At 35.9% G+C, this 21335-nt stretch carries 21 protein-coding genes; 9 read left to right on the forward strand and 12 right to left on the reverse strand.

The window, feature by feature from the left end; genetic code table 11:
* Positions 1-64 precede the first annotated feature (64 nt).
* The 9 genes from BEN26_RS08940 to BEN26_RS08980 all read right to left on the reverse strand — a co-directional run bounded on the left by BEN26_RS08940 (position 65) and on the right by BEN26_RS08980 (position 10077).
* A complete protein-coding gene (locus BEN26_RS08940; RefSeq protein ID WP_069797792.1) occupies positions 65-1156 on the reverse strand; it encodes a GerAB/ArcD/ProY family transporter in 1092 nt (363 codons plus the stop codon).
* A 26-nt stretch (positions 1157-1182) separates the two neighbouring features.
* On the reverse strand, positions 1183-1410 hold the full coding sequence (locus tag BEN26_RS08945; protein ID WP_068722595.1) for a hypothetical protein: 228 nt from the start codon (positions 1408-1410) through the stop codon (positions 1183-1185).
* Positions 1410-2630 carry a Ger(x)C family spore germination protein gene (locus tag BEN26_RS08950; protein WP_069797790.1) on the reverse strand — a complete coding sequence of 407 codons (1221 nt, stop codon included), beginning with the start codon at positions 2628-2630 and terminating at the stop codon, positions 1410-1412. Before BEN26_RS08950 ends, BEN26_RS08945 begins: the two co-directional genes overlap by 1 nt.
* Positions 2627-4234 (reverse strand): spore germination protein, encoded by a 1608-nt coding sequence (locus BEN26_RS08955; RefSeq protein WP_069797788.1) that lies wholly within the window; start codon positions 4232-4234, stop codon positions 2627-2629. Before BEN26_RS08955 ends, BEN26_RS08950 begins: the two co-directional genes overlap by 4 nt.
* A gap of 131 nt (positions 4235-4365) precedes the next feature.
* Positions 4366-4839 (reverse strand): GNAT family N-acetyltransferase, encoded by a 474-nt coding sequence (locus BEN26_RS08960; protein WP_069797787.1) that lies wholly within the window; start codon positions 4837-4839, stop codon positions 4366-4368.
* On the reverse strand, positions 4836-6140 hold the full coding sequence (locus tag BEN26_RS08965; RefSeq protein WP_084818713.1) for a YheC/YheD family endospore coat-associated protein: 1305 nt from the start codon (positions 6138-6140) through the stop codon (positions 4836-4838). Before BEN26_RS08965 ends, BEN26_RS08960 begins: the two co-directional genes overlap by 4 nt.
* 85 nt (positions 6141-6225) lie before the next feature.
* Positions 6226-7608 carry a YheC/YheD family endospore coat-associated protein gene (locus BEN26_RS08970; protein WP_069797785.1) on the reverse strand — a complete coding sequence of 461 codons (1383 nt, stop codon included), beginning with the start codon at positions 7606-7608 and terminating at the stop codon, positions 6226-6228.
* Positions 7583-8680 (reverse strand): YheC/YheD family endospore coat-associated protein, encoded by a 1098-nt coding sequence (locus BEN26_RS08975; protein ID WP_069797783.1) that lies wholly within the window; start codon positions 8678-8680, stop codon positions 7583-7585. The genes BEN26_RS08970 and BEN26_RS08975 overlap by 26 nt, the downstream gene beginning before the upstream one ends.
* Positions 8677-10077 (reverse strand): YheC/YheD family endospore coat-associated protein, encoded by a 1401-nt coding sequence (locus BEN26_RS08980; protein WP_069797780.1) that lies wholly within the window; start codon positions 10075-10077, stop codon positions 8677-8679. The genes BEN26_RS08975 and BEN26_RS08980 overlap by 4 nt, the downstream gene beginning before the upstream one ends.
* A gap of 112 nt (positions 10078-10189) precedes the next feature.
* Between BEN26_RS08980 and BEN26_RS08985 the strand changes: the two genes are divergently transcribed.
* The 5 genes from BEN26_RS08985 to BEN26_RS09005 all read left to right on the forward strand — a co-directional run bounded on the left by BEN26_RS08985 (position 10190) and on the right by BEN26_RS09005 (position 14151).
* Complete coding sequence (locus BEN26_RS08985) at positions 10190-11293, forward strand: DUF445 domain-containing protein (protein WP_069797778.1); 1104 nt, start codon at positions 10190-10192, stop codon at positions 11291-11293.
* A gap of 61 nt (positions 11294-11354) precedes the next feature.
* Positions 11355-11699, forward strand: a complete 345-nt coding sequence (locus tag BEN26_RS08990) for a YlbF family regulator (RefSeq protein WP_069797776.1) — start codon at positions 11355-11357, stop codon at positions 11697-11699.
* A 14-nt stretch (positions 11700-11713) separates the two neighbouring features.
* Positions 11714-12400, forward strand: a complete 687-nt coding sequence (locus BEN26_RS08995) for a metal-dependent hydrolase (RefSeq protein ID WP_069797774.1) — start codon at positions 11714-11716, stop codon at positions 12398-12400.
* A gap of 48 nt (positions 12401-12448) precedes the next feature.
* A complete protein-coding gene (locus tag BEN26_RS09000; RefSeq protein ID WP_069797772.1) occupies positions 12449-12727 on the forward strand; it encodes a hypothetical protein in 279 nt (92 codons plus the stop codon).
* A gap of 110 nt (positions 12728-12837) precedes the next feature.
* Positions 12838-14151 carry a DRTGG domain-containing protein gene (locus tag BEN26_RS09005; protein ID WP_068722617.1) on the forward strand — a complete coding sequence of 438 codons (1314 nt, stop codon included), beginning with the start codon at positions 12838-12840 and terminating at the stop codon, positions 14149-14151.
* 64 nt (positions 14152-14215) lie between these two features.
* Here BEN26_RS09005 and BEN26_RS09010 read toward each other — a convergent pair whose 3' ends face one another.
* The 3 genes from BEN26_RS09010 to BEN26_RS09020 form a co-directional block, all read right to left on the reverse strand.
* On the reverse strand, positions 14216-14404 hold the full coding sequence (locus tag BEN26_RS09010) for a YtzJ family protein (protein ID WP_068722619.1): 189 nt from the start codon (positions 14402-14404) through the stop codon (positions 14216-14218).
* Between the two features lie 150 nt (positions 14405-14554).
* A complete protein-coding gene (locus BEN26_RS09015; RefSeq protein ID WP_069797770.1) occupies positions 14555-15037 on the reverse strand; it encodes a sporulation membrane protein YtrI in 483 nt (160 codons plus the stop codon).
* Positions 15034-15366 (reverse strand): YtrH family sporulation protein, encoded by a 333-nt coding sequence (locus BEN26_RS09020; RefSeq protein ID WP_068722625.1) that lies wholly within the window; start codon positions 15364-15366, stop codon positions 15034-15036. Before BEN26_RS09020 ends, BEN26_RS09015 begins: the two co-directional genes overlap by 4 nt.
* Before the next feature lie 187 nt (positions 15367-15553).
* Here BEN26_RS09020 and BEN26_RS09025 point away from each other — a divergent pair, with 187 nt between their 5' ends.
* The 4 genes from BEN26_RS09025 (at position 15554) to BEN26_RS09040 (ending at position 21326) form a co-directional block, all read left to right on the forward strand.
* Entirely contained in the window at positions 15554-18973 is a 3420-nt protein-coding gene (locus BEN26_RS09025; protein ID WP_308789536.1) for a DNA polymerase III subunit alpha, read from the forward strand.
* A gap of 123 nt (positions 18974-19096) precedes the next feature.
* Positions 19097-20329 (forward strand): NADP-dependent malic enzyme, encoded by a 1233-nt coding sequence (gene ystJ / locus BEN26_RS09030; RefSeq protein ID WP_304650438.1) that lies wholly within the window; start codon positions 19097-19099, stop codon positions 20327-20329.
* A gap of 48 nt (positions 20330-20377) precedes the next feature.
* Complete coding sequence (locus BEN26_RS09035) at positions 20378-21055, forward strand: FadR/GntR family transcriptional regulator (RefSeq protein ID WP_068722627.1); 678 nt, start codon at positions 20378-20380, stop codon at positions 21053-21055.
* Positions 21056-21143: 88 nt separating this feature from the next.
* On the forward strand, positions 21144-21326 hold the full coding sequence (locus BEN26_RS09040; RefSeq protein ID WP_068722629.1) for a glutamate decarboxylase: 183 nt from the start codon (positions 21144-21146) through the stop codon (positions 21324-21326).
* Positions 21327-21335 lie beyond the last annotated feature (9 nt).

Consider the following 21335-nt stretch of genomic DNA (forward strand, 5'->3'; position numbering starts at 1 on the left):
TAGTTGAGGAAGCCTGATTTAAACTGGCTTCCTCGTTTTTTTCCTTCTTTATCTATTATCTTTTTTATAACCGTTTCTGTTTAAAATAGCTGATTGCTAACAAGATGGATGGGATTACAAAGCCAAACAATAGGGCATAAGGTGTCCATGTCGTTGTAGCAAATTCAAAGGTTTCAACAATATTTTTATTTAGAATGACAGATAAAGCAACCACGATAAAGACTAATGGCATGACAATAGGACGATAATCAGATAAATGGAACACCTGAGCGATTACTAATATTCCTGCATAAAAGCTGATTGTCATTTTTATAAAGATCATTAACATATAGGATAAAGCAATAACTGCTTCCACTCTTGTTAAAAATCTTCCAACATCAATCAATCGAGCCATATTAAATGTAGCAAAAAGGGACATTTCGGTTGGGCGAACATTTAAAACAAGGATCGTACCTAATACCACAAAAAATAAAGATAAGCCACCTACGACTACTCCGCTGATAAAAACAGATTTGATTCGTTTTCGTTGATTCACAAATGGGAGAATCATTAAAAATGCAATCGTTTCTGCAAAGGGAAAACCAAGGGTAGGAACGGTCCCCCTTAATACAGGTTTAAAACCCTCTGCAAAGATGGGATACACATTTTTAAATTTCATTTCAGGAATCAGTAAAAAGAGGGTGATCCAAAATCCTCCTGATGTAAAAAGAGAAAAAAATTCATTGGAACGCCCTATTCCTTCAATTCCTTGATTTATGACCATATAGAGTAATACTCCCGCCATTATGCTGAAGAGAATCATTGGTGTCTCAGGGAAAATAGCTGTTGTGACAAAATCAGTTGCATTCCGCATGACAAGTGCAGAAAGATGGAGAAAGAACCAAGCATAAAGCAAACCAATACCTTTCCCCAACATTGTTCCAAGAAGCGTCTCTGTAATTCCAACTAGGGTTTGATTTGGGAATTGTTCAGCTAAAGAAACCATAATATAAGTTAAACCAATTGCCAAAAGTGTTCCTAAGAACATCGAGATCCAACCATCTTGCTTTGATTTAGCAACGATGGTTGAAGGTATGATCAGCAAAGCACTACCAATGGTAAAATTAACCTCTAATAACCATAGTTGAAACCGATTGATCACTCCATTTTCTAACATAAGTGGTTCCTCCATATAGAAGTAAGTTAGCTTAATAGCTTATCTATCCAATGTTTGATTGGTTGAAAAATTAGTCTTAAGCCATTGGTTGGATTGGGAATGTAGAGATCTAACATTTTACCAATCGATAGATAAGCTGCAATCGCCATTAACCCTAGATATACATAGGCATCCCTCTTTTGTTTTTTCACCAAGAGATTCTTCACTTGTCGGTAAGAGATGATGATGATCAAAAAACCTAATCCTACAACCATCATTTATTTCCTTTCATTTCGATTTGGAATGATTTATTTTTCATTCCTATTTCTCCTATTGTTGTATTCACTTTAACATGAACTGTTAAATCGACAAATTCCTTTTCCCAGTCTTTTTTCAAGGTTTTCCATTCTTTTGAATGCTGGCGTTCAAAGGCTTCACCAAAACCAAAAATATCAACTTTATAGCTCTTTTGCACCTTTTTCAGAACATGCTCTATGTTCTTTTTGACTGTAGCATTGGTAGCCTTCTCTAAGTCTTTAATCACCGATTGTTTCGTTAAATCAATGGGGCCTAGGACAGATCCAACATTGGCATCGATTTTTATTTCTAAGTTAACCTCAGGCTTGCCATGAATCAATGTTGTTTTTATTTTTGTTTTAGAATTTATGATTTCAATCGAATGGTCTTCTCCTTGATAGGGAACAACGATGACAGTCTTATCAATTTCATCGGTTACCCAAAGAACTGCTCTTGCTTCCTCGCTATTTAGATAACCAATCACCTTATCTTGTTTAAAGACAGCAAATCCTTCAGTCTTGATCACTGATTCCTGTTTTGATGCTTGTGTTGCTTCTAAGGTATCCTTTTTTGGATTGATCGGGTTCGAGACAAAGATATAGGGAACAATTGCACTCCTTGTTGGACTTGTCAACATATTGATCAATTCTCTTAACTCCACTTGACGAGTAAAACTACCAGACTTTTGGGTGCTTTCCAGATGCTTTTTAATTGCAATCCCATTAACAGAGTCGATCGGAAATTGGGTAGATAAGACACTTTCTACCTTGCAATTTTTTGTAATTAAAATTGGAATGTCTTCACGAATTTCCGGGTCGCGATATAATAAGTCAAGGAAATCTCTGACACCGCTTTTTTTTGCTAAATTTTCATCGATCACCCATGCTTGGAGATGGGCGAAGTATAATCTCCTAGACATTTCCTTTGTCGCCTTGCGAATTGCCTCAAACTGCGTTCTTCCAGAAGTTTTTAATGTGATAAACGGAGTCATTGAGCTACTTACCCCTTGCTTTCCTGAGATAGATGAAGGGTTTATAATTTGGTAGACCAAGGTGATTTCCCCTTTTTTGGGGCCAGGATCAACACCAGCAGCTATCACAATCGCAATTTCATTGAGCTCTCGTCGATTCCAACAGCTAGTCGTCAATAAAGTGAATATAATCATAATGAGAAGTATCATCATTTTCTTTCTCTTCATGATTGATCTTCCTTTCTGTTCATACGTTGATGACCTTTAGGTGGTTTAGGCATCTCCGTATCTTCCCTCACTTCATTTGCTTGGCTAAATAAGCGAGGGCGAGTTAACAACATAAACCATGGTACTCGTGCAAAAATATCTTTTTGATCGCTAAGATTAAATGGGGCAATACCATTTAAATAGGGAATACCAAAGGAACGAAGGCCAACTAAATGAATGACAATCACCATTAAACCAAATAAAATGCCAAATAAACCAAAGCTTGCACTTAAAATAAGTAAGCCAAAGCGAATGATCCTGGCAGCGATTGCGATATCTACGACGGGTGTAGTAAAACCAGCAATCGCTGTCATTGAAACAATAATGACCATGGCGGCTGAGACAATATCTGCTTCCACTGCAGCTGTACCTAATACAAGTGCACCAACAATTGAGACTGCTTGTCCTACTGCTCTTGGCATTCTAAGACCTGCTTCACGCAATACCTCAAAGGTTAGTTCCATTAATAAGGCTTCAATAAAAGCAGGTAATGGAACTCCTTCTCGCTGAGCAGCAAGACTAATGAGCATCGTTGTAGGTAATAGCTCATGGTGAAAGGTAGTCACTGCTACATAGAGGGAAGGTAAGGTCATTGAGATTAAAAAAGTAACGATTCGTAAGAGTCGTAATAATGAAGCAATAGCAGAACGCATATAATAATCATCTGCTGCTTGAAATAACATAGGGATCGTTACAGGAACAATTAAAACAAAAGGAGTTCCATCGACGAGGATGGCTATTTTTCCCTCCAATAATTGAGCTGCGACGATATCTGGCCGTTCTGTATTGTAAACTGTTGGGAACAAAGACCATGGTGCATCTTGAATAAATTCTTCAATATAGCCACTTTCTAAAACACCATCGATTTTAATTTTGATAAGTCGTCTTCTTACTTCTTCAACGATTTCAGGGTTTGCATTTCCTTGAATATACATGATGGCAATACTTGTTTCCGTTATGGTTCCAAGACGCATTTGTTCCAGCCTTAACTTAGAACTAGGTATCTTTCTACGGATTAAAGCCGTATTGGTGCGGATATTTTCTGTAAAACCCTCTCGTGGTCCCCGTAAAATCACTTGGTTATCAGGCTCTGTGACCCCCCGATTTTCCCATCCTTTGGTGCTGGCAATCAGCGTCTTATTTTCTCGATCGATTAATATTGCTGTTGAACCCCTAAGAATTTCATTGATGATTTGCGTTTTATCTTGTGCTATTTTCACATCGCCAATATTTAAGAGTTGTTCTTTTATAAAATTTATAGGAGATAAGGAGATTTGGCCACTTGGATATTGGGTGAATAGGGTTTTTAAAAAGTCGTTGATATCGCCGTTACTAACAAGACCATCTGTATAAATAAGGGCAGCAGAAACCCCTTTTTCTTTTCCTAAAATAAAACGACGAACGATAATATCAGGACTATTCCCTAAATCTGTCGTAATCTCCTGAATGGCTTTTTCAAGATGACTAGAGATAGGTTGAATACTAGATTGAGTTTGAGTATTTGCATCAGGCTTTGAAGTCTTGGGATTTCTGTGTAATTTTTTGATCCATCTCCAGATTGACATCCGACCACTTCCTAAAAATGCTTATTAGTTATAGTGTGGTAAGAATCATGGTAAATTATGCATCGTTTAAAAAGCTGTGTGATTAGATAGATAAAAAGAAAATGAAACAAAAATAAGGAGCAAAATTCTCCTCATTTTTGTTCTTGAGCCCATTCGCTTGCATCCCAGTTTCCAATGCCTAAGACAAAGGTTGGTTTTCCGGTTGGACCCTTTGTTAGGTCAAAGGCCTTCATTCCAGCGGCAAAGCATAGCTTCAAGCTTGGTACATTATCATTAGCTACTTTTACATAGTATCGATCAATATCTTCTAATGCTTCTGTTACCAATTGATAGGCTACCCCTTGTTTTCGAACCTCTGGGTGAACCACAATGATTGCCTGATCTAGACCAAAACGAGCAATGGCCAATACACCTATAATTTTTTTTCCCTCTAAGATGACATGAATCAGATCGCCATTGCTTTGGTTAAGCTTTTGAAAAGGGGTTTTCTTTAACCACTCTATTGCTTTCCTCGTAATATGTCCATCCCCATATTTATTGATAAAACGGATTAAGGGTTGTTTGAAGCGTTCTGGTACAGAGGCATTTATCTTCACCTTTCTCATGATTTCACCTCTTTTGGAACAAATCCAGACAAATATCTAAAATATTGCAACAATCTGAGTAATGAGGTTTGACGAATATTAGGTTCATCAAATTCCATGGGTTTGGCATTTGCCTCAAAAAACCAGATATCTCCGTTTTTATCGATGCCTAAATCCATCGACATTTCTCCTAATGAATGTCCTACCTTTTTTTCAATGTGTTGAGCAATTTTTGTCGTTAAAAGAGCAGTTTTATGTTTCCATTTCTCAGTTAATTCGTTGCCAAAGGTTTCGTGAAAAACAGTATCGACAGATTGAATATAACCACCTTGAGGTACATGAGTTGTAATACTTTGCTCTCCAGCAACGCGTATACCCATTCCTGTCATATGCCATTGACCTTTACCATTTTTTTGAACAAGTACCCGGATATCGTAAGGTCTTCCTTGGTATGTGCTTAAATGGATCCCTTGCTGAATAATATACTCTTTGTTACTTGCTAGTTTTTTTACCTTTTTCCATAAGTGATTAAAATCAACAAATTGCTGATGATAGGTAATTTGTTGGGCTTGATACGTTAGATTGAATAAGTTATCTTTTTTTTGAACCTTCATAAATCCAATTCCTGCTTTACCATGAATCGGTTTAAGATATAGCATTTGATATTTTTTTAATAGGTTTTGTAAACGATTCCTTTCTAAAATCGCTGTTTCTGGTAAAATCGGTGCAAGTTCTTGTGATTCACTCATCCATTGATAAAGGGACCATTTGTTGAAAAAATGGGGATTAAAAAAGGGAATTCCTTCAGTTTCTAAAAATTGAATCGTTTGTTGAACGATAGGTAAACGTTCTTCTCTTCTTGTGGGAATACGATTATATACTACATCTGGTAGAGGCATTGAGACAGAACCCCATTTTTTTTGTTCAGGATAATAGAGGTGAGCTTTTACTGTTTTTGATCCTTGTTCTATTGATTCAGGAGTGAATACATAAACTAGCACTCCTGTTTTAATCCCTGTTTGGATGATGTCGATAAAATTCTTTCGATTTCCTCTGAATGTTTTGAAGCCACTTGTAGTTAGAATACCAACGATTGGGCCAATTTTATATTGAAGATTTTTTTTGATTACACGTACAGGGAATGCTCCTCTAAGATCGGAGACATTTTTTTTAGAACTGATAATGAAAGATTTACTTTGGTTATTATGGCCGATTGTGTAGGCCATCGACGAAATCTTAGCGGTTTGATTATAGTGAGGAAGGATTAATTTCCAAGGTTTGATAGATGAGACTCGAACCCAAGCGTAATGTGATGAATTCATAAATTTATACCCCTCCCTGCTACTTTATTTTTTCATTCAAAAGAAATACACGGACAACGGAGCGTGTTGGAATATACAAACTTATCTAGAAACCAGATAAATAAATCGGATACTCAAGCAAAGATTTAATCGATTCCTCATTTGCCTGTTTCAAACTTGGATGCTTAAAAATAGAACGACCTGGTTTTGAATTGACTTCAAAAAGCCAAACATGATGATTTTTGTCTACACCTACATCTAATCCTAATTCACCAAGGGGTTGATTTAGGTTTTGTTCTAAATATTTAGCAATCTGGATACTTTTACTTTGTATTTCTTCAAGCACATAGGAAGTATCCTGTTTAAAGATTTCTTTTATAAATTCCGATGCATTGATCAGTTGGCCACCTGTTCGAATATGGGTAGTTACACTACCTTTTCCTGCTGCTTTTGCACCGATTGCAATCAATTTCCATTGATTCCTTTTATTTTTGTGTAATTGTACCCTAAAATCGACCGGCCTGTGTTGATATTCAACTAAAGTGATTCCTTGCTGAATAATATAACGGTTAAGTCTAATTGGCTGTTTGGTTAGAAAGGTAAAAAGGGCATTTATTTGTTTAAAATCAAATGATTGATTGAACTGTCTATTTCTAAATTGAAGCGTATACGCGTTGTTGGTTTTTGTTATTTTGTAGATTCCCTTGCCTAAGCTTCCTCCAGCAGGCTTTAAATAGACGATCGGGTATTTCTTAAGCATACTTTTTAACAAAGGAAGAGAGGGATTAATATGCGCCTCTGGGATAGAACTTTTTATTGTAGGATCGTTAGCTAAGATCTTATTGATCTCCCATTTATTAAAAAAGTTATAATTAAATAGTTTTCCTCCGTATTGAAGATATTGTTGTTTAAAGTGTTGTACAGATTGATTTTGTTCACTTCCTCGATTCAAGACACGATTATATACAACGTCTGGTAAAGAAATGGTAGCATATTCCCATGTTTTTTTTTGATTCGCTGTTGGGAATAGAAAAATTCCTTTAACCGTTTTATCTCGCCAATTGACGGCACCTGGTTGAAATACAAAGTAATAGGCTGGATAAGAACCCTCTTTTTTTAATAGGTCAAAAAAGAATTTACTAAAGGGATGTCGAAAGTGTTTCAGTGATTCCAGAAAATCCGTCCCTGAATAAGCAGAAGTTAAAATCCCAATAATTGGCCCAATTTGTAGACCACGGTGATCACGCTTGATCATGAGCTTTTTGTGATAGGGCAGTTTGATTTTCTTTTCGATTAAAGACGAAATGAGAAGTAAATCTTGATTAGATTGGTGTTGAAGAACACGAACCATGATCGGCTCTTTTAAGCCAAAATAAATAGGGATGGTTTGATTAGGTGTTAAATGAAGTTGTTGCAATAAAGATTTTGAAAGCCAGATCGTGTCTTTATGCTGATCAACTGTTTTAATGTTGACTAAAATAGGAACCACCTTCTTTAGATAGAAATTCCATATATTCAATCGGTTGAGTCATTGACTTTCTACTTAACTCAAACTCGCCTAATAAAGAAAAAACTTGGCGACCTGGTTTGGAATTAGCCTCAATCACCCATACCTTGCCTTGACGATCGATACCTAAATCCAGGCCTACTTCAAATAAATGACCATGAATCGATTCGATAAAAGGTGGAATGCTTTCAGACAGTGATGAAATAAGGTTTTGAATTTTATTCGCTTTTGCTACGCCAAACTCTTCAAGAAGCAGTTTATTTACTGGTTGAACTGTACCACCACCATGGAGATTAGAAGTAATATTGGTGGAGTCGCCTATTCTTGCTGCCATTCCTGTGATTTCCCATATTCCAACATAGTTTTTTTGGACTAAGACTCTAATATCATAGGGCTGTTTTGATTTTGTAGTAAGGTCTAAATATTGCTGAATAATATACTTTTTTCCACTGATAAAATTTAATATCCATTGACTTAATTGGCTACGATTGAGAAATATTTGTTGAATTTTTTGATTGGCTTGATTACGTCCAACCATTTCATATTGATGATGTTTTTTTTGAACCCTGATGATTCCTTTACCATGACTACCACTTATGGGTTTGAGGATGATAGGGAAGTGGTCTAACCACGTAAATGATTGTTGAACTCCTTTAAAAATAGCTGTTTTAGGAAGGTGTTCCTTATAGATTGGATTCGCTGATAGAATTTGATAGAGTTGCCATTTCCCATGTAAAGCTTCACTAAGGAAGGTGATTTGTTTTTCCTTTTTCATTCGCTCAATATAAGGTCTATATTTGCTATAATCCGTAAAAATCCGGTCATAAACAAAATGGGGAATGGGGAACCAACCTTCCACCCATTTTTTTGAAGGTAGATTAAATTGAAATCCTCGTACTCGTTTATTTTTCCAATCGATTTGATCGGGATAAAAGACATAAACCAGTATATTACGTTGTTTTCCTATTAGTTGAAGGTTTTGATAAAAACCCTTTTCGAGGAATAGACGATTTTTTATTTTCCCCACCATAATACCTAATATTGGTTTATTCATTGGTTTCCACCTGACTTCAAGCGTTTTTTCCCTATTTTTGTTTTCAAATGATTTTTAAATCCGGAAACAAAAAGCACATATTTTAATAGTTGCATCACAGATGGCCTTGGTCCATTTAATTGAGATTCTTCCGTTTTTGAAGGTTTTGAATTAACTTCTAAAAGCCACACATTTCCGTTTGTGTCTAAGGCGAGATCAATTCCAAACTCAGCAAAATTTCCTGTGGATGATTCTTCAAGATGTTGTGCAATCGCTAATGCAAGGGTTCTAAATCTCTGCTTAGAGATTTTTTTGTCTTTCACAGAATCAGACAAACGGATCGTTTTCATTACACCACTTTGTGTGCCACCACGAGCCAAATTTGAGACAAAATGTTGATCACTGGCTATTCTAGCAACCATCGAGGTGATCGCCCATTTTCCATATTTGTTTTTTTGAGTGAGAATGCGGAAATCAATGGGTCTTTTTTCAATTTGAATCAGTGGTAAGCCTTGTTGAACCAAGTAAGGCTCTGTATTTAGTCTGGGTTGTAAGTGTTTAAACATTTGCCCGATAGAATGAAAAGTATGGGTAATCGAACCTTGGGAACGGGAATATTGGACGATAAACAAATGATTATTTTGCTTTTCGATTCTGATAATCCCCCGTCCTAATGCACCATTTGTTGGTTTTAAATAAAGGATAGGATATTTGACTAACATCTCTTTTATAGTTAAGATTCCTTTATAATATCTCGTTTCTGGCATCATTGAGTGGATGGGGGTTGGCTTTAATATTTCGTAGACTTGCCATTTATTCAAGAAATGTTCATTAAAGAAATGAAGATGGTATTGTTGTTTTAAGTTTGTAATCGATTCTTTTAAGGATTTCTCAATGTTTCGTGAGGATATTCTGTTGTAAACAACATTGGGAATAGGAAAAATATGTTTTAGCCAATGTTTGTCTTTAAGTACCCACCCTGTCACACTTTGTGTTTGTTTGTTGATATCTTTCATTGTAAAAACATAGGTTAATAATCCTTTGCTTTTTGATACCATGGAAATTTCCTCACAAAAGGTAGTTAATTTCCCAAAGGGTGCTTGTGGGTGTGAGGAGTCGATATGCTGAACGAGAATGCCAAGTATGGGTCCTAATTTAAGGCCTTCTGCTGTATCGTATCGAGCATGGATTTGTAAACCATTTGGTATTAATAATTTTGTAGCGATAGAAGAAGGGATTCTTAACAAATGACTGAAGTTTGAACTTACTCTTACCATCACCTCAGTTTTTTTGTTGCCAAAGGAAATAGAAAATGGTTTTTGAAGTGGAAGGTTTAATTGACTGATCAGTTTTGGATTCACATAGATGATATTGTTTTTGATTTCATGTTCCTCTACTTGAATGGCCAATACTGTCATGTTTTTCATCCCCTTCCTTAGGTTGTGCCAAAGCAAAATAAGCTAATTCATAATATGTTTAGGTGACTAACATGGTGTTAGGCTAAGGTCACATAGAAAGAGGGAATTATTTATGTTTTTCATTATGATATCTATAGGAATAGGCGCGTTGATTGGTGCTTTTACCAATGCATTAGCGATCAAAATGTTATTTCGACCATTCAAATCATGGAAGATTGGAAGCTGGCAAGTTCCTTTTACCCCTGGTTTGATTCCAAAAAGAAGAAGTGAGATTGCAGAACAACTGGGACATATGGTTGAGAACTATTTATTTACCGCAGAAGGGTTAAAACAATTTATTGAAAAATCGGGAATCAGGAACCAATTATTAGAGAAATTACAGCTAAACATACAGGAGTTGGTTCAACAGAATCAAACAGTCAAAGAGATGATGAACCCATTCTTATCTGAGGAATGGAAGGCAAAGATAAAAGGGATGATTCAACAAAAGGCTCTAGATTATTTATCTAGAGATGAGGTAAGGGCAAAATCCTTAGTAGACTTCTTATCTGAACCAGCTTTAATCAAAATTGAAGATCGTTTAGGACAGCTTTCCCAAATGTTTATTCAGGAAATTAAAGACTTTCTACACTCATTAAAGGGAAAAGTTTGGCTTGATTCGATTGTTAAACAATTATTTGAAGGCAAAAGAATGATTAGTTTTTTAGCTGGTATGCTGTTAGAAGGCGAACAAATTCAGCAAAAACTTTTATCCTATTTTGATCAAATACTTGAAAAGCCTGATACACAGCAAGTTTTTCAAACTTTTTTAGTTAATGAGTGGAACCAAATGAAAGAGAAACCGATTGGCGATTGGCTAGATGACTTCGACCCTATCTTACATACGCAATTGGAGGAGATCTTAGAAAAAGGATTGGAGAAGGCTCAGAATCTCCCCTTCCAGCAAGTGATTGATCTATTAAATAAACATAACTTTTTAGAAAGAGCCTATCATTGGTTTTTTGAGCTTTTTCAAGAAAAAATGGACAAGATCTTTTCCTATTTATCGATTGCAGAGGTAGTGAAGACCGAAGTTAACGCTTTTTCTTTAGAAGAATTTGAAAAAATGATTTTGGAGATTACCAATCGAGAATTAAAGATGATTACTTATCTTGGAGGAGTATTAGGGGGATTTATCGGGCTTTTCCAAGGGGTTTTGTTTCTTTTCTTTAAATAAAAAAGGTTTTAAGATGGAAAACGATAAATATATATAAAAAGAAAAAAAGGAGGGAAGTATCATGTCAAATCCTTATGACAAGGCCTATGAACTAGCGAGAGTGATTGAAGAAAACGAAAATTATAAGACGGTGAAGGAATTAACAATAAAAGTGATGTCAAATCCGGATCAGATGAAGCTGATTGAAGAATTTCGCAGGAAACAGTTTGGCATGCAAGAAAAACAACTAAAAGGCTTACCCATTGAACAGCATGAGCTTGAAGAGACTAACCAATTATATAAAAACTTAAGTGCAAATCCAGAGATTAAGAAATTACTTGATGCAGAAGAAAGGCTAAGCATGTTATTTGTAGATATCAATCGAATTTTAACTGAACCATTAGAAAAAATTTATAAAAAATCATAGAAAGGGTGGAAAGAATGGAAATTCGTTATCATGGACATAGTTGTCTAGAATTAAGGGGACAAAAAGGCTCTCTAATCATTGATCCTTTTATTACGGGAAATACCCATGCAAAAGTTTCTGTAAGTGAAATTAAGGTAGATTATATTTATCTTACTCATGGGCATGGAGATCATATTGGCGATGCTGTACAAATAGCCAAAAATAATGATGCTACCATTATTGCCCCCTTTGAACTAGCCACTTACATGGGATGGCAAGGTGTGAAGGCCCATCCATTACACATTGGTGGAAGTTTTGCTTTTCCTTTTGGTCGTGTTAAGGCAACCCAAGCATTTCATGGCTCAGGATTTGTGAATGAAGCGAATCAACAAATCGTCTATCTCGGTATGCCAAGTGGTGTGGTTGTGGAGATGGATGGAAAAAGGATCTATCATGCAGGTGATACCGGGCTATTTGGTGATATGAAGTTATTAGAAAACGAACAACTTGATATTGCCTTTCTACCGATTGGAGATAATTTTACGATGGGGCCAGAGGATGCTCTGCTAGCAGCAGAATGGATTAAAGCGAAAAAGGTGGTACCAATTCATTTTAATACATTCCCAGTCATTCAACAGGATCCAGAGCAGTTCGTTGCTCGCCTAAAAGCCAAAGGGATGGATAGCGAAGTCATACCAATGAATCAGTGGATAAAGCTTTAGTTCTTTTTTACCATCTTTGGACATACATTGGATGTGGGAGGGATTAAAATGAAAATATTTAAAACGATTATTTATCTCATTCTCACATTAGCTGTTATTTTTTACGCGATTCCAAGGGTTCCCTTATTTGATTCGTCTAGTTTGGCAAAAGCCTTTAGTATCGTTTGGTTCTTCTTTGCATTACTCATTCTAGGTTCTCATTTAGACCATTTGCTAGGATTAGATGAGGAGAAAAGAATACGCTTAGCACACTTAGAAAAGGTTCGGCTTTGGAGAAAAGAACAACATCTCTTACAATCTTCTAAAAGGCATTACGAAAAAGCGTAATGCCTTTTGTCTTCATTGAATCCAAATCATTCTTTTTGTTATAATTGATTATAACAGAAATGATAGCTGATGTTAGAACAGCTATTTTTAAGAAAGTTTGGGTGAAAAGATTGACGACAAAACATGAACAGATTCTAAGATATATTGAAGAACTTCCAGTAGGGACAAAAATTTCTGTACGACAGATGGCAAAAGAACTAGAAGTTAGTGAAGGAACTGCCTATCGGGCAATTAAAGAGGCAGAAAATCAAGGATATGTAAGTACGATTGAACGGGTTGGGACAGTAAGGATCGAAATGAAACAAAAAGCAAATATAGAAAAGTTAACTTTTGCCGAAGTGGTTAATATTGTGGATGGACAGATTTTAGGAGGTAGGGGAGGCTTACATAAAACCCTAAATAAGTTTGTGATTGGCGCGATGAAATTAGAGGATATGATGAAATATGTTGATCCTGGCAACCTATTGATTGTAGGTAACCGGGTTCAAGCACATAAACTTACATTAAAACAAGGAGCAGCTGTTCTTATTACTGGCGGATTTGATACAAGCGAAGAGGTTAAAGAGTTGGCAGATGAAATGGAATTACCGATTATTTCATCAAGCTATGATACCTTCACTGTCGCTTCTTTGATCAATCGCGCAATTTATGATCGTTTAATTAAAAAAGAGATTGTCATGGTGGAAGATATTATTCCTGAACAGGCTGAAGTGACTTACTTGAATGATGATCAGACCGTTGGTGATTGGCAACGTTTAGTTGAGAAAACCCATCATAGTCGTTTTCCTGTTGTAGATCATCAATTAAAATTAGTAGGAATTGTCACGCCAAAGGATATTGTGGGGAAGGAATCTTCAGTCCCCATTGATAAAGTGATGACCAAAAACCCAATCTCTGTTACAGCAAAAACCTCTGTTGCTTCAGCAGCCCATATGATGGTTTGGGAAGGTATTGAGTTGCTACCAGTCGTAGATACTTACCGTCGTCTGATTGGAGTGATTAGTCGTCAAGATGTGATTAAGGGTTTACAGTATATTCAAAAACAGCCGCAAATTGGAGAAAAGATTGATGACTTGGTGAATAAACAATTTGAGGAACGTAAAATAGAAGATGGCTCGATTATCTTTGTTGGAGAAGTAAATCCGCAAATGACAAACCAGTTGGGGGCATTATCAAGCGGACCCCTTATTAGCCTGATTACAGAAGCAGCTCATCGTGTATTAAGGCACCATAAAAAAGGAGATCTTGTCCCTGAAAATTTAATGATCTATTTTGTAAAACCTGTGCAAATCGAAAGTGAGATCGAAATACGACCTAAAGTGATCGAAGTTAGCCGTAAATTTGGGAAGGTCGATGTAGAAGTCTATCATAAGAACCAATTGGTGAGTAAGGCCATGATTACTTCTCAAGTATTAGAACGTTAACCATCAAGATAACCCGACATTTCATAGGAAGAGATGTCGGGTTTATTAGGTAGATTCTTTTTTGCTATTCATCGGCTTTGACGGGAATAAACCAGCAACCTTTTTCTGTTTCATCAATATGAACAGAAATATTTTCTTCTTCTAACATTTTTTTAACTAATGAGATGACCTCTTGTGTTTCAGCAAACGCAGAGAAACCATTTTTAATTTCTGCTACCTTTCCCCTAGCAATCTCTTTGCGATTTATTACCATTTCTTTTCCCTCCTTTTTAATCATTAAAGAAAGTACTACTTTCTTTTCATTATCATAATGGGACCCCACAAAAGAAATCAGAATAACACTTATACCTATTTTACACAAGGTTAAACGTTTTTGCGACCTACAAAGTAAAATTTCACAGGATTATGAATCTTGTTCATGGGCAGATAGCCAGATCTCTGTCGTCGATTGAATATATATAATCTTTACCTTGACTAAAAAAGTTTTATCCTTTGTTTTGAATGATTTATTATTTAGCAGCTGGTAGATAAATTCAGGATTTTTTCCTACCTCTATTACATTCTTACCTACAAGAAAACGAATTTCAGCCGTTAATGTTTCCAACAAGGCGGTTTCGTCGAATGGATCTAACTTATTTTCAATATGGAAAGTAACGATCCTTATCAATTGGTTTTGTTTTCGTTCTTTTTTTTCTTGTTCTAAACTACTGATATATAATTTGTTATCATTCAATTCTTTTTGCAACTGAGCATTTTTAATATGAAGTTGGTCTAATTGGTTGCCATGTAAAAATAATGCAATGAACATACCAAAGTAAATTCCCATCATAAAAAATAACAAAGTGCGGATCAATGGTTTATGAAGTACCCAGGAAATATATCTCATGATGTAATATCCCCTTTTGCTAACAAAACGATGACTAATTTTCCTGAGTAGGCACCTGCTAATCCCATAATAATATAGATGATTTGTTTCATCATCGGTGATAAGTCCCCACCCAGTACACCTGTTTCAAGTATTTTAAATGAATCAAACGTTCCTCCAAGAGCAACAACTAGTGCCCAAATACGCAATTTATCTGACAAGTCTATCATGGTATGGATCGGAGGCTGTTTTGTAAATAATGCGCCTAATCCGCCAAAAAGAGAACCTCCAATCATGACGCCAAAGGCAACAAAATAATTCATAAAGAGATTTCTGATAAATTCTTGCATCTTAATCCCCTCTAACATATAATCATTTTTTTTTACCGCGTTAGAATATACAAACCTTTTTATACTTAAACTTATGGAAAAAACCTTAAGAACATGAATGAAAAACGTAGTGTATAAAACATAGGCTACCTTGACGAAAAAGGTATAATAGGAATGATTAGAAGTTTTTTATGAAGGAGAAATTACGATGGTAGAAATGGTGGAATTCGTCCATCTTCATGTACATACAGAATACAGCTTATTAAATGGAGCTTGTCGAATTGAGCCGCTAGTAAATAAGGCAAAAGACTTAGGGATGACTTCTTTAGCCATTACCGATCATAGCGGTATGTATGGTGTGATTCCTTTTTATAAAGCATGTCAAACTGCTGGGATCAAACCAATTATCGGTGTAGAAATCTTAGTGAACGGCTTCCCGCTTGTACTTCTTGCTGAAAATAATCTAGGGTACCAGCATTTAATGAAACTTGTTTCTATTTCTCATCTAGAATCTTCATCTTTTCAACCCACTATCGATAAGAAAGCATTGCAACAGTATCATGAAGGAATCATCGCTTTAAGTGGTGGATTAACTAGTGAAATTAGTCAATATTTGGTTCAACAACAATATAAAAAAGCACTGGAAACCGCACTTGAATATCAAAAATTGTTGGGTACCGATCACTTCTACTTAGAAATACAGAATCATGGATTACCTGAACAAAAACAAGTGAATCCTTTATTCATTCAGTTAAGTGAAGAAACGGGAATCCCATTGGTTGCAACAAATAACGTACATTATATTGAGAAAGAAGATGCATTGATACAAGAAGTATTAGAAGCGATTGGAGCAGGGCATACATTAGATCAATCAGAGCAGGCAAAACTTCCTACAAAGGAATTTTATTTAAAAGATCAAGAAAAGATGAACCAGCTATTTGCAACTGTAAAAGGTGCGGTTGAAAATACAGTTCATATTGCCAATCGATGTGATGTAACGATCGAATTTCATCAATTGGCTTTACCAAAATTCCCTTTACCATCTTCTATTCGTGCAGAAGAATATTTAAAAGCGTTGGCACAAAAAGGATTACAAAAAAGGTATAAGCAGATTACTGATCAGCTACAAAAACGATTAATGAAAGAATTAGCGGTCATTGAAAAAATGGGATTTGCCGATTATTTTTTAATCGTTTGGGATTATATGAAATTTGCCCATCAACAGGGAATTATGACAGGACCTGGGAGAGGATCAGCTGCAGGAAGCTTGGTTGCGTATGTCCTTGGGATCACAAATGTTGATCCGATAAAGTATGGGTTATTATTTGAACGTTTTTTAAACCCTGAACGAGTAAGTATGCCAGATATAGATATTGATTTTAATTATGAGAGACGTGACGAGGTGATCCAATACGTTTCAAAAAAATATGGACATGACCGAGTTGCACAGATTATTACGTTTGGTACATTTGCTGCAAAAGCAGCGATTCGCGATGTGGGTAGGGTATTAAATATTCCTTATATCGAAGTGGATAAAGTGGCCAAATTAATTCCTTCCCAATTGGGGATTACGTTGGAGCAAGCATTGACAGAAGTTGATGAATTAAGAGAGCTTTATCAGAAAAATGAACGAATGAGGGAATTGATCCAGATTGCTATGAAAATTGAGGGAATGCCAAGGCACCATTCTACCCATGCAGCTGGAGTTGTCATTGCTGACCAAACATTAACGGTATATACCCCTTTACAAAAGGGGCAAGAGAAGGTTTCCTTAACCCAATATCCAATGGGAATCTTAGAACAACTAGGCATGTTAAAAATGGATTTTTTAGGATTGAAAAATCTCACGATTATCGAAAAAACATTGGCTTGGATCAAAAAATCAAGAAATAAACAAATTCAATTGCATCATTTAGATGATTCAGATCCATTAACCTATCAATTGTTGAGTCAGGGACATACAAAAGGGGTGTTTCAATTAGAATCACCTGGAGTAACTAAAGTGTTAAAAGAGCTAAAACCTAGCCATTTTGAAGATATTGTAGCGATTTTAGCTTTATACCGCCCTGGCCCAATGGAATCTATTCCAGACTATATTCAGGCAAAACATGGTAAAAAGACCGTTCAATACCCAGACCAAAGTTTAGAGCCGATTTTAAAAGATACCTATGGAATCATCGTCTATCAAGAACAGATCATGCAAATTGCATCGAAAATGGCTGGTTTTAGTCTAGGTGAAGCTGATTTGCTTCGAAGGGCTGTAAGTAAAAAGAAAAGGGAGATTTTATTAGAAGAAAGAAATCACTTTGTTCATGGTGCCATTCAAAACGGAATTGAAGAGAAAAAAGCAAATGAAGTATATGATTTGATCGTTCGCTTTGCAGACTATGGTTTTAATCGATCCCATGCAGTTGCTTATGGTGTGCTTGCTTTTCAAACCGCATATTTAAAGGCACACTATCCAGTAGAATTCATGACAGCCCTTCTCTCTGAATCGATGGGTAATCAAGATAAAATAGCAGAGTATACGGATGAATGCAGGAAAATGGGGATTGAAATTTTGCCTCCAGATCTTTTGCAAAGTGATGCTAGCTTTACTGTCCAGGATGGGAAAATTCGATTTGGTCTAGCAGCCATTAAAAATATTGGTATCCAAGTGATTGAATCGATCATTCTACTACGTCAAAAACATTCGACTTTTTCTTCACTTTTCGATTTTTGTATGAAGGCTGATTCTAAGGTGTGTAATAAAAAAACGTTAGAATCGCTTATTTTAAGCGGTGCATTAGATCGATTTGGGATTCATCGGGCAAAACTGATGGCTAATTTGGATGATTTGATCGAAAGGGTTCAAAAAAAGAAGAAATTACAGGAAGATTTGCAAATTCATTTGTTTGCAGATTTAGAAGTAGGTACAAAAGAAGAGGATTTTGATTGGTTTGAGGTTCCACCCTTTTTAGAACAGGAACAATTACAAAAGGAAAAAGCAGTTTTAGGCATTTACGTATCAGCACATCCTCTTAGTGCCTTTAAAGAGATTCTAAATGAATACAGTACACATTCTTACGATGTGCTGGTTCAACTTAGCGAAGGAACCTCTGTTGTAATCGGAGGATTGTTAAATGATCTAAAGCTGATCTTGACAAAAAAGGGGCAACAAATGGCTTTTGGCCAAATAGAGGTTGATTCAAATCTGTTAGAATTGGTGATATTTCCTAAAGTTTATGCTACCTATCGGAACCAATTAGTAAAGGATGAGGGAATTCTTGTTCAAGGAAAAGTTCAACATCAAGAGCATCGAACAAAACTGATTGTAGAAAAAATTACTTTATTGTCCCAAGTAAAAGAAAAAAGAAACATAAAAAAACAGTCAAATCATAAACATAAAACAAGCCCTAGAATGGTGATTAAAATTAGTGAAGCTAATGAAAACAGTAAAACTCTAAACCAATTGAAACAAGTCTTAGCAGACAACTCTGGAACCATACCAGTCATCCTCTTTTATGAAAAAAATAAAAAAACACGACAGCTAGCGAAGGAATACTGGGTAGAGGGAAGACCATCATTATTCCAAACCATTGAAGAAATATTAGGTAAAAACTCTTTTGTTATGCAGGAAAAACTTTAATAAAATTGTGAAAAAATTAGAATTTAGTTTTATATCCTAATATCTTTTGATATAATGGTGGTGGTCAGACCACTTCCTAGTTTTTAGCAACCATCTAAATTATAATCGGGGAGATGAATATCTGTGTCTACATTGAAAGAAGAAGCATTAAAAATGCATCGCGAAAACCAAGGAAAACTTGAAGTGCATGGAAAAGTTGCTTTGGCAAATTCCCATGACTTAAGTTTGGCTTATTCGCCTGGGGTTGCTGAACCATGTATGGCTATTCATGATGACAAAGAAAAAGCTTACGATTACACCATGAAGGGGAATTTTGTTGCTGTTGTATCTGATGGAACAGCAGTATTAGGGCTTGGACATATTGGTCCTGAAGCTGCACTACCAGTAATGGAAGGCAAATCCGTATTGTTTAAAAACTTTGCAGGTGTTGATGCTTTTCCAATCTGTCTTAACACGACAGATGTGGATAAAATTGTAGAAACAGTTAAATTATTAGAACCTACTTTTGGTGGTGTAAACTTAGAGGATATTGCTGCTCCAAATTGTTTTATCATTGAAGAAAGACTAAAAAAGAAATTAAACATTCCTGTTTTTCATGACGATCAGCATGGAACAGCAATTGTAACTTTGGCAGGACTCATCAATGCTCTTAAATTGGTTAACAAAAAAATGGAAGAAATAAAAGTCGTTGCAAATGGAGCAGGGGCTGCAGGTATTGCCATTATCAAATTGTTAATGAGTATGGGTGTAAAGAACGTGATTATGTGCGATACCAAAGGAATTATTTATGAAGGTCGCCCTAATGGGATGAATCCTGTGAAAGAACAAATCGCAAAAATTACAAATCATGAGAAAATCCAAGGTTCATTAGTAGATGCGCTTAAGGGGGCAGATGTTTTTATTGGGGTATCTGTCGCAGGTGCAGTTACTCAGGATATGGTAAGATCCATGAATCAAGATGCAATCATTTTCGCTATGGCAAACCCAGTTCCAGAAATTTTCCCAAATGAGGCAAAAGAAGCAGGGGCAAGAATTGTAGGAACTGGTCGATCTGATTTACCAAACCAAGTGAATAATGTATCCGCTTTCCCGGGTATTTTTAGAGGGGCGCTAGATGTTCGCGCTAAAGAGATTAACGAGGAAATGAAGATTGCAGCCGCTTATGCAATTGCTAACTTGATTGAAGAAAATGAACTTCATGACGATTATGTGATTCCAGATGCTTTCGATCCTCGCGTAGCACCAAAAGTTGCAGCTGCTGTTGCTAAAGCAGCGATGGACTCAGGAGTTGCTAGAATCACTGTGGATCCTCAAGAAATTGAAGAAAAAACAAAAAGATTAGCTGTAATTAAATAGTTGTAGGATAAGTTGATGAGATGGTTTTGAGATAGGAGAGGTGGCTTAATGCTCGATGATACTAAAGAGCTTAAATTATATCAGGAAGTTTTACTAAGGATCAACCAAATCATTGAAGCAGACAATCTATCTACAGGAGACCGGTTACCTTCTGAAAGAGAACTTGCTGAGCGATTAGGTGTGGGAAGATCTTCTGTAAGGGAAGCGTTGAGAGCATTAGAGTTATTAGGTTTAATTACTACCCGTCGTGGTGAAGGAACGTTTATCGAAGATTATACTGCCCACCACTTAGTAGAAATTCTAGCTTTTTATATCCTTAGAAATGAAAAATCAAAAAAAGATCTTTTAGAGATTAGAAAAATCATTGAGCTTGATGCCGTACGATTAGCGGCTGAGCGGATGGATGAGAGTAAGATTAGGCAAATAGAAATGGTGATTGAGGAATCCGTCAAAAAACTTGAGTCTGGTATCCTTCCATTAGAGGAAGACTATTTTTTCCATGAATCAATTGCATTGGCTAGTCGTAATTATCTTCTTTATCGAATTTGGAAACCTGTCTTTGATTATGGGAAAACGATATTGAAAGAATCGTTAGGGAGAAATGGAAGACCTGAAGTATCCATACAAGAGCATCAAAATATTTTAAAAGCATTAAAGGCACGTAATGTAGAAGAAGCAGTAATACAAATGAGATTGCATCTGGAGAAAAGTGAATTTTTTGCTTAAAATATGACATTTTTGAGGCTATTCTTTGAAATCTTGATAAATATCGCTATAATGAAAGTATTGTTAAGGTTTTTGAGGAGGATACTTCATGTGGACTGTCATTTATATTGCACCTAATGAAAAGATAGCTGAAAAAATTCGAGATCAATTAACTACTGAAGGATTTTTAGTCAAAATTAGACAAAGTCATGTTTTGAAACAGTATGAGATCCTAGTACCAGAAGGAGAATTAGATGAAATAAGAGAGGTATTGGCGACGATTCTTCCTTAAAACCATCCT

Origin of the sequence: Tepidibacillus sp. HK-1 (assembly GCF_001748485.2) — a bacterium.
Lineage (GTDB): Bacteria > Bacillota > Bacilli > Tepidibacillales > Tepidibacillaceae > Tepidibacillus_B > Tepidibacillus_B infernus.